This is a genomic window from Pseudoalteromonas holothuriae (assembly GCF_945859825.1).
GTDB classification, from domain to species: Bacteria; Pseudomonadota; Gammaproteobacteria; order Enterobacterales; family Alteromonadaceae; genus Pseudoalteromonas; species Pseudoalteromonas holothuriae.
Window position 1 is genome coordinate 346110 of record NZ_CAMAPC010000002.1, and the last position, 14240, is coordinate 360349.

General features: G+C 41.2%; 10 protein-coding genes. 5 read left to right on the forward strand and 5 right to left on the reverse strand.

Going from position 1 to position 14240, the window contains the following annotated elements; all coding sequences use genetic code 11:
- Positions 1-105: 105 nt before the first annotated feature.
- Both nudC and OCI93_RS03820 read left to right on the forward strand, forming a co-directional pair.
- Positions 106-1020 carry an NAD(+) diphosphatase gene (gene nudC / locus OCI93_RS03815; protein ID WP_261592741.1) on the forward strand — a complete coding sequence of 305 codons (915 nt, stop codon included), beginning with the start codon at positions 106-108 and terminating at the stop codon, positions 1018-1020.
- Positions 1021-1030: 10 nt separating this feature from the next.
- Positions 1031-2200: a cystathionine beta-lyase gene (locus OCI93_RS03820; protein WP_261592742.1), complete on the forward strand. Its 1170-nt coding sequence runs from the start codon at positions 1031-1033 to the stop codon at positions 2198-2200.
- A 65-nt stretch (positions 2201-2265) separates the two neighbouring features.
- On the opposite strand, the gene OCI93_RS03825 is transcribed toward OCI93_RS03820, so the two are convergent.
- On the reverse strand, positions 2266-3591 hold the full coding sequence (locus OCI93_RS03825) for a dicarboxylate/amino acid:cation symporter (protein ID WP_261592743.1): 1326 nt from the start codon (positions 3589-3591) through the stop codon (positions 2266-2268).
- A gap of 165 nt (positions 3592-3756) precedes the next feature.
- Between OCI93_RS03825 and OCI93_RS03830 the strand changes: the two genes are divergently transcribed.
- Together OCI93_RS03830 and topA are read left to right on the forward strand one after the other, a co-directional pair.
- The gene (locus OCI93_RS03830) at positions 3757-7128 is read left to right on the forward strand and encodes an Ig-like domain-containing protein (RefSeq protein WP_261625811.1); all 3372 of its coding nucleotides are present in this window, start codon (positions 3757-3759) and stop codon (positions 7126-7128) included.
- A gap of 246 nt (positions 7129-7374) precedes the next feature.
- The gene (gene topA / locus OCI93_RS03835; protein WP_261592745.1) at positions 7375-10014 is read left to right on the forward strand and encodes a type I DNA topoisomerase; all 2640 of its coding nucleotides are present in this window, start codon (positions 7375-7377) and stop codon (positions 10012-10014) included.
- Between the two features lie 62 nt (positions 10015-10076).
- On the opposite strand, the gene OCI93_RS03840 is transcribed toward topA, so the two are convergent.
- Complete coding sequence (locus OCI93_RS03840) at positions 10077-10313, reverse strand: hypothetical protein (protein ID WP_261592746.1); 237 nt, start codon at positions 10311-10313, stop codon at positions 10077-10079.
- Positions 10314-10711: 398 nt separating this feature from the next.
- Between OCI93_RS03840 and OCI93_RS03845 the strand changes: the two genes are divergently transcribed.
- The gene (locus OCI93_RS03845) at positions 10712-11476 is read left to right on the forward strand and encodes a class II glutamine amidotransferase (RefSeq protein WP_261592747.1); all 765 of its coding nucleotides are present in this window, start codon (positions 10712-10714) and stop codon (positions 11474-11476) included.
- Between the two features lie 50 nt (positions 11477-11526).
- On the opposite strand, the gene OCI93_RS03850 is transcribed toward OCI93_RS03845, so the two are convergent.
- The 3 genes from OCI93_RS03850 to purM are packed head-to-tail and all read right to left on the reverse strand — an operon-like array spanning position 11527 to position 13935.
- Positions 11527-12291 (reverse strand): DUF3108 domain-containing protein, encoded by a 765-nt coding sequence (locus tag OCI93_RS03850; RefSeq protein ID WP_261625812.1) that lies wholly within the window; start codon positions 12289-12291, stop codon positions 11527-11529.
- Complete coding sequence (gene purN / locus OCI93_RS03855) at positions 12236-12883, reverse strand: phosphoribosylglycinamide formyltransferase (RefSeq protein ID WP_261625813.1); 648 nt, start codon at positions 12881-12883, stop codon at positions 12236-12238. The genes OCI93_RS03850 and purN overlap by 56 nt, the downstream gene beginning before the upstream one ends.
- Positions 12883-13935 carry a phosphoribosylformylglycinamidine cyclo-ligase gene (purM, locus tag OCI93_RS03860; RefSeq protein ID WP_261592750.1) on the reverse strand — a complete coding sequence of 351 codons (1053 nt, stop codon included), beginning with the start codon at positions 13933-13935 and terminating at the stop codon, positions 12883-12885. The genes purN and purM overlap by 1 nt, the downstream gene beginning before the upstream one ends.
- Positions 13936-14240: the final 305 nt, after the last annotated feature.

The following is a 14240-nucleotide window of genomic DNA, read 5'->3' on the forward strand; positions in this document are numbered from 1 at the left end:
ATTGTTTCTCATAAGAGATTGAAAATGTGGTATGTAGCGTAAATAGTTTAGGTTTTTGCTGGTGTATGATAGCTTTATACAAACATTTTCAACAGGGATAAGGCTTTGTTACATTACACGCATATGCACCTAAATCGCGCATCTAATGAACGCAAAGATCAGCAGTGGATAACACGTCAAATTAACACCAATAGTCGATGGTTGCTCATAGATAAAGATAGAAACTTAGTGAATTCTGCCGTTGGTGAATTACAGTTACTTAGCCTTGAGGATATGAGTGAGTTTGATAAAAAAAACGCTATATTTTTGGGTTTTGATGAGCATTTCAGTTACTTCGCTTTAGATGTATCAAGTAGCGCAAGTACTCCAGTTTTGCTTAAAAATTCGGAGTTGGAGTTCGTTGATATGCGCCGTATTGGTATGCAACTGAACTTGAATATGGCGTCGGTAGGCGTGCTTGCTAGGGGATTGTGTTATTGGCATAAAACTCATCGCTTTTGTGGTCGCTGTGGTTATATCAATGAAAGTATAGAGGCTGGACATGCAAGGCGTTGTCAAAATGAGCAATGCCAACATATGACTTTTCCACGTACCGACCCTGCCGTGATTATGCTAATCACACATATTTTTGAAGATGGTATAGAGCGCTGTTTAATGGGGCGTCAAGCTAGTTGGCCTGAAGGGGTTTATTCTACTCTGGCAGGCTTTGTTGACCCTGGAGAAACGCTTGAACAAGCTGTTATACGAGAAGTGAAAGAAGAAGCTAACATTGATGTTGATGACGTTAAATACATAGCCTCACAGCCATGGCCATTCCCATCATCACTCATGTTGGGCTTTATCGGTAGATCTATCTCTACAGAAATAAAAATTGACCAAGATGATTTAGAAGATGCGCAATGGTTCTCTCGTGAGCAGTTGAACACCTTTGGGCAGTGGGGTGACTCAGCGTCAGGCTATAAGCTCACTCGTCCAGATTCTATTTCTCGCCATTTAGTCGAGTATTGGCGTGCGCAATAAGGGTAAAAAGATGAAAAAAAATACAAAATTGGTAAGTGCAGGGCGCAAAGCACAATATACTCAAGGTGTTGTTAACCCCGTTGTGCAAAGAGCATCAACAGTGGTATTTGATAGTGTTGCTGATATGCACGAGGCGATAAAAGAGCGAGGTAACCGTACGCTGTTTTATGGTCGACGTGGAACTCATACTCACTATGCGTTACAAGATGCAATTATAGAGTTAGAAAATGGCGCGGGTTGTGCACTTTACCCATGTGGTGCTGCGGCAATAAGTCAGTCATTGTTATCATTTTTGAAAACCGGTGATCACTTATTGATGGTGGATACAGCTTATGAGCCTACGCGTGATTTTTGCGATAAAATTTTAGCTGGTTTAGGTATTACAACCACATATTATGATCCTATGATTGGCGCAGGTATTGAATCACTTATTCAAGATAATACTAAAGTGCTTTTCTTGGAATCTCCTGGCTCTATTACGATGGAAGTGCAAGATGTACCTAGCTTGGTCAAGGTTGCAAAAGAGCATGGTGTGATCACAATGCTTGATAATACCTATGGCAATGGTTGGCACTATAAGCCATTGGACCATGGTGTAGATATTAGTATTCAAGCTGCCACTAAATATATTGTTGGCCATTCTGATGTCATGATGGGCGTTGCGGTTGCTAACGAGACATATTGGCCAGAGCTTAGAGAGCACTCATATTTGTTAGGTCAATGCACATCTGCTGATGATGCTTATTTGGCGCTACGAGGTTTACGTACTATGCCTGTGCGTTTGGCTCAACATGAGAAAGCGGCATTGCAAGTGGCAAACTGGGTAAAAGCACACCCACTGGTTGATCATGTTAGACATCCAGCTATGGAAACCTGTCCAGGGCATGAATTCTTTAAACGCGATTTTAGCGGAAGTAATGGCTTGTTTTCGTTCGTCATGAATAAAGGCTCTCAAAAAGCAATTAATGCGTTCTTAGACGCGCTAGAGCACTTCAAAATGGGTTTTTCTTGGGGCGGCTTTGAAAGTTTGGTTACTGCAAATAAAACAATGTCAGGGTTGCGAAGCACAACAGGCTGGCATGAGGGGCCTGTGATCCGTTTGCATATCGGTTTAGAAGATGTGGATGACTTAATAGCCGATTTAGCTCAAGCATTAAAGGTATATGAACAAAACTGTTAAATACTCAAATTCAGAGAGTTACACAAAAGCCCGCATTAAATGCGGGCTTTTGTGTATTTATAGCGTTATAAAGAGGTTTTTTCTTCTAATTCTTTAGCAGCGTTAGGGTCGTTAAATACCTCTACGTCAAACTCTTTTTCGGATTTTGCAACGATACACGTCACCATACAGTCACCCGTTACATTAACCGCAGTTCGGGTCATATCTAATAAGCGATCTACGCCAATTATAATAGCTATCCCCTCAACTGGCAGACCAACTTGATTTAGCACCATTGCTAACATGATCAAGCCAACTCCTGGTACACCCGCTGTGCCTACAGAGGCCAAAGTAGCGGTAAGAATAACCATTAAATAATCAGAAATGCTTAAATCTACAGCAAATACTTGTGCGATAAACACAGTTGCAACACCTTGCATGATAGCCGTACCATCCATATTAATGGTTGCGCCTAAGGGGACCGTAAATGAGGCTACAGAGTTATGAGCACCGAGTTTTTTGGTTGCGGTTTCTAGTGTTACAGGCATTGTAGCACTTGAGCTTGACGTGCTAAAAGCAAACATGCACGCATCTTTCATCTTCTTTAAAAAGGTAATGGGGTTAAGTCCGGTGAGTACTTTTAAGATAATAGAGTAGTTAATTAGCGCGTGTATAAATAATGCTGCGAGTACAACAAAAAAGTATTTAGCAAGACTCCAAATTAAACCAATTTCAATGGTAGTGAATAACTTGGCCATTAAACAAAATACGCCATAAGGTGCTAGGTTCATTAGAATAGTCACAAGCTTTAACACCACCGCATTTAAATCATCAAATACTTTAGCGACGCGTTTACCCGGTTCACCAGATAGCGCCATCGCAATACCAAACAACAACGCAAATACAATTACCTGAAGCATATTACCACTTGCCATGGCATTGATTGGGTTAGTTGGGAACATATTGATGATAACTTGTGCTAACGTAGGTGCTTGCTGCGCATCGTAACTGGCATTGGTCGGTAACTCTTGGCCTACTCCAGGTGTAAAAATGAGTGCCAAAGAAATAGCTACAGTGATAGCAATCGCTGTCGTCATCAAATACAAAGCGATAGACTTTCCGCCCAAACGGCCGAGCTTCTTGGGGTCACTCAAGCTGCAAGTGCCGCAAACTAAAGAAATAAAAACCAAAGGCACAACCAGCATTTTTAAGCTAGCAATGAATATTTGTCCACCAACATGAAATAGCCCATCGACCAAAAAACTTTTAACTGGAAAATCAAACAGGCCAAGTGGGATAAGATATTCTGCTTGGCCAGAAAATAGCGCTTGCAGAAATAAACCTAGTACGATCCCAGATACCATGCCGAGCATGATCCGAGTCGTTAAACTCATTTTGTTATTTTTTTGCATATTATGTATGTACTGATTTACGTCAATAGATTTGCATAGCCTAACAGGCCGCTTGATTTTGGCCAAAAAAAATCGGCCAGAAATAACAAAAAACTGTGATTTTGTTATACTTTCTAAGGTAGTATGAGAAAAATTTTGCTTTGAATTTGCTAGGGAGAGAGGTTAATGCCTTTTATGCGCTGGTTTAGCATGTTAATGCTTGGCTTGTTACTAACTGCTTGTGGCGGTGGTGGCTCAATAGAAAAAACAACTAATAATGGAGATGGCACACCAGCTACGGAGAGTGACATTACATTAACCGTTGTAGTCGCTGATGATGGAGGTAATGCGCTCAATGAGGGTAATCCTATTAAACAAGGCGCAGCTGGAACTGTTACAGCAACATTATTGCAAGATGGTGAGCCTGTAGCTAATAAGTTGGTGCAATTTCAGCTCAATCAATCAGGGCGATTAAGTCCTGAATCAGGCGTGAGTGCAACTAATTCAGAAGGTATAGCTACACTCTCTATAGAAAGTGGTGAAACCAAGGGTTGGGGAGAGGTCGTTGCAAGTTATACCGTTAGTGAAGGTAGTGTTGTTACAAGTACAGCAGTATTTTATTCACTAGGCGATGAAACAAACGCCAATGGTGATATCACATTTACTATTGCTGTAGCAGATAGTGAAGGTAACGCATTTGATGAGACTTATCCTATTGAACAAGGGCGATCGGGCATTGCTACTGCAACACTATCACAAGATGGAAAGCCTTTAACCGACAAGTTGATACAATTCCAGTTAAATCATTCAGGTAGGTTAAGTCCTGAATCTGGGACCGGTGCAACTAACGCCCAAGGAGTTGCAACGATTACGATTGATAGCGGAGAAAATCGTGGTTGGGGTGAAGTCACCGCGTCTTACACTCAAAGTGAAGGCAATGTTGCTACAAGTAAAACAGTTTTTTACTCTTCTGGCGATGAAGCTGATGCAGAAGATGACAGTACTAAACTTAATATCAAGGTGTTGGCTAACTGTCCGTCAGGTTGGGAAAGTGAGCGAGATAATGTATCGCTAGATACTCTTTCATCAGCTTGTACTGAGACGAACAGGATAGATGCTATAACTGAAGTTGATGTATTAGTGGGTGCATCCAGTACTAAGTCAGGTCAAGGCATTGCGGGCGTACTTATTAATTTAGCCGCGGACATTGGTACAATCTTGTCGGGTGAAAAAAGTGTTTCCGATAACTTTGGTTTCGCACTGTTTAAATATCGTCCGCCATTGCAAGGCGGGGCGGGTCAATTGACAGCGACATTCAACGATGTTTCTACGAGTTTTGCATTTACCAGTGGTGCTGAAGATTTAGCGTTAACGATAGATAATGGTCTTAAAAAAGATACACAAGGTAATGATATTGCACTTGGTGCTGGCGAAACGACTTTGTTAACTGTGGAAATTAGAGATCAAAATGGCAGTTATGTAACGACGCCACTAGATGTTGCATTTTCGTCTGGGTGTGCGGAAGGCGAAAAAGCTGAGGTTGATGCTAACGCAACCAGTGTAGGTGGTATTGCTTATTCAACTTATAAAAATCTAGGGTGTGATATTGCAACTGGTGATACGGTATCGGTGACTATTTCAAAAGGGGGCAACTCTGTTAGTGAGCAAGTTGTGATCCCTGTCTCTCCTGCTAAACCACAGTCAATAGAGTTTTTGGATGCTTCAGAAAGCTTATTGGCACTAAAAGGTACAGGTGGACCTCAACGTAAAGAGTCGTCAGAGCTTTCATTCAAACTTATTAATAGCTTAAGCGGTGGTGCGGCTAATCAACGGATAGACTTTAGGCTTCGAGCTAAGCACAGTGATGCTACTTTGGTACCAGATAGTGTCCGTACTGACTCGCAAGGCGAAGCTAAAGTGATTGTGAGTTCAGGTAATGTGTCTTCGAGCTTTGTGGTGCAAGCTTGCTTTATACCCGCAGATCTTATTCCAACTAACAGTAATGATGAAGTCACTTGTTGGCAGGAACGCTTTGATGCATGTGATGTGATAAGTAACAAGCCTGACGGCTGCCCTGTGGGAAGTATTAAATTGGTTCCGCAAGACGAAGCTATTATGTCAGTGTCAAGCCGTTTAAGTGTAACAAGTGGCTTACCTGTTAACTCAACTATGTCGCTTTCAGTAGGTACAGTGAATACTGAAACACTCAATGTGAGCAATGTGGAAATCCCAGTACAAGTCAATGTTGCAGATAGATATGGCAACTTCGTACATGATGGTACTAAAGTGTTTATCAGTGCAGAAGGCGGTGCGGTTGGCACCGTAGATGGCACTCAGTTTAACGCTGAACTTGAATGTGAAACTACCGATGGCCGTTGCAGCGCTACTTGGGTGAGCCAAAATATTATTCCATTTGTGACCAATAAACCATCAAGCGATCCTCGCAGCTCAATAGATTGTGAGTTACCAAATCAAGTTAATTGCTCTACCAATTACTGGGGTAATGCTGTGGATTCTTACAATCCGAAAAAGCTTTACGCAGCAAAGCGTTCTTATTTAATTGGACAAGGTACGTCAAATCCATCGCACGAACAAATTATTAACGTAGGGAATACCCAAATAAATGAGTCGGTATTAGAAAGCACAAGGAACTGTAACTTATATGGTGAGCAATCAGCGCCTTGTATTAATGGTATCTTAAATGCGGCCAATGATGATCAGGGTGTCCCACTTGCCGGGCGAGCCACGCTAATCGCTATTACCGATGGAGAAGAGAATTTTAATGATGTGAACGGCAATGGTTTATTCGATGAGAATGAATTTAGCCTTGTGTACGATGTGCCAGAAGCATTTAGGGACGATAATGAAGATGGTGTTTATGGAGGAACAAACTGCTTGCCAGATAGTGTAACTAACCCTTGTTCTCCGCTTAATTCGGATGCGGGTCACTTTGAAAAACTCTGGGATGGTAATAGTGATGGCGCATTTACTGATCGAGATAGAAAATACAATGGATTGAGCTGTACGGTAGAGCAACAAGCTGCTAATCAATGTAGTAAATCAATTATTGATGTGTTCGACAGTGCTGAAATTATTATGTCAGGTAGCGTTCCTGTTTATCGATTTTCGGTACCTATTGGCTCTGATTTGAGTGATAACCTTAAGGTGCCAAGTGCATGCTCTGATGTGATTGTAAATGATATTACAGCTTTAGATTTAGAGCCTTCTGATACGGCGGATTACTGTGATGTAACGGGCATTGATTTTGGTAATACTACTATTGATAAAGTTGAGGTAATACTCTTTTTTAGTGATGTCAATAATAATCCACTACCGCAGGGTACTGAAATATCAATTAGTACGGATAATGGCCTGTATTCTGGGCCGACTGATTTGACTGTGAGCCAGTCAATGGATACTAAAGCGTCCAAAATTGCGTTTATAATTGGCAGAGAAATTGAAGCCAACCAGAAAAAACAGGGGCAGATATCGATTGTATTTACGACCCCTGCGGGTGTCATTACCACGGCTACCTTGGGTGTGGTAGATGCCGGGTAATAAATAAAGCATTGAATGCCAACCATCAGGTTGGCATTTTTGTATTGTTTCCATTATATTGCGCAGCTTAAATTTGGCTTTGTACTTTTTGTTTAAAATAGCAACAGTAATTGTGTAATTAATCATTAAACAGCTAAAAGATTGTATTTAAAGCTTGTAACAATAGGTGTTTGTAGATATACCTATAAATATTAGTCGCCCAAAATGGGCAGAAACTCAGACAAAATGGGTCAAAAATAGGCAGCTATGGGCAAATCGCTAGTAATTGTAGAGTCTCCCGCGAAGGCAAAAACAATTAATAAATACTTAGGTAAGGACTTTGTCGTTAAGTCCAGTGTTGGGCATGTGCGTGACTTGCCGACTTCTGGTGCAGGAAAGACTAAAGGCTTGGCTACAAAAAGCCCAGCCGAAGTCAGAAAAATGTCACCTGAAGAGAAAGCCATTTATAAAAAAACCAAGGATTACGTTAACTTAGTTGCACGTATGGGGATTGACCCAGAGAAAGGTTGGGAGCCCCATTACGAAGTACTGCCAGGCAAAGAAAAGGTTGTACAGGAACTTCAAAAGCTTGCAGAGAACGCTGACCATATCTATCTCGCAACCGATTTGGATAGAGAGGGGGAGGCAATTGCATGGCACCTTGAACAGATCATAGGTGGCGATGAACAAAAATATAAGCGCGTTGTCTTTAACGAAATTACTAAAAATGCTATTCAACAAGCCTTTGAAGCGCCAGGTCAATTAAATACAGATATGGTGTATGCGCAGCAAACGCGTCGTTTCTTGGACCGTGTAGTTGGTTTTATGGTGTCACCTTTACTTTGGCAAAAAGTAGCACGAGGCTTGTCAGCAGGGCGTGTACAGTCGGTTGCTGTAAGGCTACTTGTTGAGCGCGAGCGAGAAATTAAAGCATTTATCCCCGAAGAGTTTTGGGATATTCATGCTGATGTTACTGCAAAAACACAAGCAATTCGTTTAGAAGTAACCAAGTATCAAGGCAGTGCTTTTAAACCTGTTACAGAAGATCAAGCTATGGGTGCTGTAAAGGCACTTGAGCACTGTGACTATAAAGTTGTTAAGGTTGAAGAAAAGCCAAGTAAGAGTAAACCAAGCGCACCATTTATTACTTCAACCATGCAACAAGCTGCGAGCACGCGCTTAGGGTATGGGGTGAAGAAAACCATGATGCTCGCTCAGCGGTTGTATGAAGCTGGTTATATTACCTATATGCGTACTGACTCAACGAACTTATCGAATGACGCGGTAGGCATGTGCCGAGACTATATTGGCGAGCAATTTGGTGACAAATATTTACCTGACAATCCAATAAAGTATAGCGCCAAAGAAAACGCTCAAGAAGCGCACGAGGCAATACGTCCATCAGATGTGAATGTGTTATCTGGCCATGTTGAAGGCGTTGATGCCGATGCTAAAAAACTGTATGAACTCATTTGGCGTCAATTCGTAGCGTGTCAAATGATGCCTGCAGAATATGACTTAACAACCGTGACTGTTGGTGCTGATGATTACACTTTAAAGGCGAAAGGGCGGGTTATGCGTTTTGATGGTTGGACCAAAATTCAGCCTTCAGTTCGCAAGAAAAATGAAGAAGATCAGTCTCTTCCAGCAGTGGCTGTAGGTGATGTAATTAACTTAGTCGCACTTGACCCGAAACAGCACTTTACCAAACCACCAGCACGTTTTAGCGAAGCAAGTTTAGTGAAAGAGCTAGAAAAACGAGGAATAGGTCGGCCATCAACATATGCATCTATTATATCTACTATTCAAGATAGAGGATATGTACGGGTTGAAAGTCGTCGCTTTTTTGCGGAGAAGATGGGGGAGATTGTTACGGATCGTTTAGTTGAGAACTTTAACGATTTGATGAACTTCGACTTTACCGCAAAAATGGAAGACAGGTTAGATGACATCGCTGAAGGTGAGCGTGTTTGGACTCAAGTACTTGATAAATTTTACGCTAATTTTTCAAAACAGTTAGAAGTTGCTGCTGGCGATGAAGGCGAAGGCGGCATGCGTCAAAATGTCATGGTTGAAACTGACATTGACTGTCCGACATGTAGCCGAAAAATGGGGATTCGTACAGCTTCTACTGGCGTGTTTTTAGGGTGTACTGGTTATAACTTACCGCCTAAAGAGCGCTGTACCACCACGATGAATTTGGTATCAGGAGATGAAGCAGTCGCCGCAGATGTTGAAGACGTTGAAACAGAAACTCTGATGCAAATGAAGCGCTGCCCAATCTGTGAAACAGCGATGGATTCTTATCTGATTGACGAAACTCGCAAGTTACATGTATGTGGTAACAACCCAGCCTGTCAAGGACATGTGGTTGAAAAAGGCACGTTTAAGATAAAAGGCTACGACGGCCCCATTATCGAATGTGATAAATGTGGCTCTGATATGGAGTTGAAATCTGGCCGTTTCGGAAAGTATTTTGGTTGTAGTAGCGAGGAGTGTAAAAATACCCGTAAGTTACTTAAAAATGGTGAACCTGCGCCGCCAAAAGAAGACCCGGTGCATTTACCTGAACTAGAGTGTGAAAAGTCAGATGCTTATTTTGTCCTTCGTGATGGTGCATCAGGGATTTTCTTAGCTGCACATACCTTCCCTAAATCTAGAGAAACGCGTGCGCCAAAAGTGGCTGAATTGAAACGCTTTAGAGATAGGATCTCTCCTAAGTTTTATTATTTAGCCGATGCACCAGAGCAAGATGATGATGGGAACCTTGCTGTAATTCGTTACTCAAGAAAAACCAAAAGCCAGTATGTTATGAGTGAGGTTGATGGCAAGGCAACTGGCTGGAAGGCAACTTATGATAACGGTAAGTGGGTGATAGAAACCAAAGCCACGAAAAAGAAAAAATAATTAAAAAGCCGGGTTAACCCGGCTTTTTAATGGCGTTTGAATGAAGCTGATAACCAGCTAAATTACAATTTAATACTGCTAATAGCTCGATAGCCATCACTTGAAAGCTCGTCATTAACACAATTTAGTACATATTGATTTAGTTCGTTGGCTGCGACGTTATCGTCATTTGCCCACTCTAAACACATTAGTGTAAACTCTCGGATTAATTCTTGAGGTGCAATTGTTTGTTCGTCAGCTAAGTTACTGGTGGTAACAAAAGCTAAAGCTGCGGTCATGCCAAGAATTATGTTTTTCATTTTATTTGCCTGTAAGTTAATTAAACAACTACTTTTTAACCTAAATTTGGGGCATTGAAAAACAAAATTATTTGCTCGTCAAAAGTTGTAAAAGTTATGTATTTTTACCAGTTATGAATTAATTGAGTATCGCAGTATTATGTTGCCAAAAAGTACTAAGCATTGATAAGTTTGCTTGTGGTGTATCTAAGTATCGCGACCTGAATTTGTTATAGAGCAAAACGGGTGCAGTGTAAAATACCTTTTCTTAGGTGCTTGTTTTTACTCGTTATATGCTTAACAATAAGGGGTCTTTACGTTGAGTATCAATAGTGATTATTGGGCCAAAAAAGCGAGTTCATCACTTTGTTGAATAAGAAGAATCTTATTTAACCTTTAATAATAGGTTTGTGTTTAATATGTGTGAATTACTGGGCATGTCTGCGAATGTCCCAACAGATATTTGCTTTAGTTTTTCTGGACTGCTAGAGCGTGGAGGTAACACTGGGCCGCATAAAGATGGCTGGGGTATTACTTTTTATGAAGGCAAAGGTTGTAGAACGTTTAAAGACCCAGAACCAAGCTGTGAGTCTGAAATTGCTAAGTTAGTTAAAGCTTACCCAATAAAAAGCGTATCGGTTATTAGCCACATTCGCCAAGGAAACAGAGGGCGTGTGTGTTTAGAAAATACTCATCCTTTTACGCGTGAGTTATGGGGGAGAGAGATCACTTATGCACACAACGGCCAACTATCAAACTATAGCGATTTGAAGCCTGAATTTTATCGACCAGTGGGAAATACGGACAGCGAGCTCGCGTTTTGTTGGCTATTAGATCAAATTAGGAAAAAATATCCTAAGCGCCCCTCTAATATGGCATCTGTGTTCAGATATGTAGCAAAATTAGCGAATACACTAAGATCGAAAGGGGTCTTTAACATGCTGCTTTCTGATGGCGTGTATGTACTTGCATATTGCACTAATAATTTGCACTGGATCACGCGCAGAGCGCCGTTTGGTAAAGCAACCTTGATCGATGCAGATATGGTTGTTGATTTTCAAAAAGAGACCACTCCAAACGACGTTGTTACAGTGATTGCAACTCGTCCTTTGACCAATGATGAGCAATGGCAGAAAATGTCTGAAGGGGAGTTTGTGTTGTTCAAAATGGGTGAAAAAATTTAATGTAGCTTGATAAATGAGGTAACCAAGCATTACTGGCTACCTCATAAGCTCTACATTGTTACTTGCTTCTCATATTTTGTTAATTGCACTTGAAACTGCTCAATGCCTTCTTTTCCCTTGTACATCTTTACAACCATGTAATCATATTCAGGGGCTAACCAAACGGTAGCTTGACGCTTATCATTATCGTACACACGTTTAATACGAATCGTCTCAACATTACCAATCGGTAAAGTGATGGTTTCTTTACCATCGACTACAAAGTCATATGTGCGCTGGTTACCCTTTTTATCAATGATAGGGTAGCTAAACTTTTGTTTACCGGCTTTTAAATCATTACGAAGTTGTACTTGATAAGTGAGTAAATCTTGCTGCTGTACTAGCCACTTAACATCCAGTGGGTATTTGTCTTGGTTTGACATAACAGCTTGGTTTTTATGATCAAAGGTGATCTTATAATCTCTATCTGGGCCCGTACCAGTGCGGATCATTGAATATTCTATTGGGCTGGGTTTAGCGTCATGTATTTTGAATAGAGACGTTTCCTCTCTCTCGTCTGAGAAAATCATCCATTCAATATCACTTTTGTATTTTAGTTGATATATATCTACGTCAATTTGTTTGAGTTCACGATAGGCTATGCCTTGTACTGAACCTTTGCGAGAAATTTGATATTCTGCATTATACGGTGTAAGGGGGTTTGCTATAAGTGAGCAGGAAAAAATAGCGCTTAAGCCAATTAGCCAAACGCATATTTTATTATTTTGGGTAAGTTGCGCCTTGGGCTGGAAGGGGTTGGTCATCAAAAATGGCATAATCTGCTTCCATAGTTAGTCTGTGTTCGCTGAACCACTGGACCACCAAAGGATAGATAATATGTTCTTGTTCGTGAACCCGCTGTGCCAGTGTGTCAGCAGTGTCGTCAGCTAAGATAGGTACCTTAGCTTGCAGAACTACTGGACCACCGTCTAGCTCTTCCGTTACAAAGTGTACACTAACACCATGAACGTCGTCCTTTGCATCTATTGCTCTTTGATGGGTATTCAGCCCTTGATACTTAGGCAACAAAGATGGATGAATGTTCAACATTTTCCCATTAAATTTTTGCACTAAGTCAGGACTTAGAATACGCATAAATCCAGCTAATACAACTAAATCTGGATTAAAAGAGTCAATTAAAGATGCCAATTCAACGTCATAGTCTTCACGTGTAGCAAATGTTTTGTGGCTTAAAACGCGCGTGTTTATACCAGCGTTGGCAGCGCGAGTTAAGCCATATGCATTGTCTTTGTTACTGATAACAGCAACTACCTCGCCTTTAATCTGATTACTCTGGCAAGCATTAATAATTGCTTGTAGGTTTGAACCACTTCCAGAGATCAATACAACTAAGCGAGTGTTTGACATTAGGCTTTACCACCTACAATTTCTACTTGTTCTTCACCTGCGGCTGAATCTTGAATTTCACCAATGTGCCAAGCTTGCTCACCTTGTGCAGATAAAATTTCTAAGCTTTGTGCTAATTTATCAGCAGGTACTACTAAAATCATACCAACACCACAGTTGAAGGTGCGGTACATCTCATGTGTGCTGATGTTGCCATTATCCTGTAGCCAGTTGAAAATGACTGGCCATTGCCAGCTATCGCCTTTAACCACTGCTTTTGCAGACTCAGGTAAAACGCGAGGAATATTTTCCCAAAAGCCACCACCGGTGATGTGAGATAGAGCATGCACGTCAACATGTTGCAGTAACTCTAAAATAGACTTTACGTAGATACGAGTTGGCTCTAGTAAATGCTCTCCTAAGGTTTTACCTTCAAATTCAGAATGTGTGTCGGCACCTGATACTTCTAATACTTTACGAATTAATGAGTAGCCATTAGAGTGCGGACCACTAGATGCAAGTGCAATTAATTGATCACCTGCTGCTACTTTAGTGCCATCTATAATTTTTGATTTTTCAACCACGCCAGTACAAAAACCAGCCATGTCATAGTCGTCGCCTTCATACATGCCTGGCATTTCAGCCGTTTCACCACCAATGAGTGCACAACCAGACAATTCGCAGCCTTTGCCAATACCAGTTACTACATCAGCGGCAACATCTACATCTAATTTACCGGTTGCATAGTAGTCCAAGAAAAATAGGGGTTCTGCACCTTGGACAATTAAGTCGTTCACACACATAGCAACTAGGTCGATACCCACTGTGTCGTGTTTTTTCAAATCGATAGCGAGACGAAGTTTAGTGCCTACACCATCTGTGCCAGCGACGAGTACAGGCTCTTTGTAACCCGTTGGAAGTTCGCATAGTGCGCCAAAACCACCGATCCCGCCCATAACTTCTGGACGACGGGTTTTTTTCACTACGCCTTTAATGCGCTCTACCAATGCATTGCCTGCATCGATATCTACGCCTGCGTCTTTGTAGCTAAGAGACTGTTTTTGTTCGCTCACAGGTTTTCCTCAAATTGCTTTATGGGTTGCTTAGAAACGCGCGTATTTTACAACAATTGCCCATATGGGGCTAGTTGAATTATTACTTAACCTGAACTCAAGATAATGAATATGAAAAAAGGTATAAAATCATATTATTACTGAGGCTGAGACTTTAATGCAGTTATGCCCTAAAAAAAGGGGTGGTCGCATTTCTAAGTTCAAGTTACTTGATTTGAGGTGTCGACATTATAGGGTTTGAGGCCAAAGGGCGGGTGAATGTTCCTACCCTTTAGACGTTTATAATTGAATGTAGTATGGCCTTA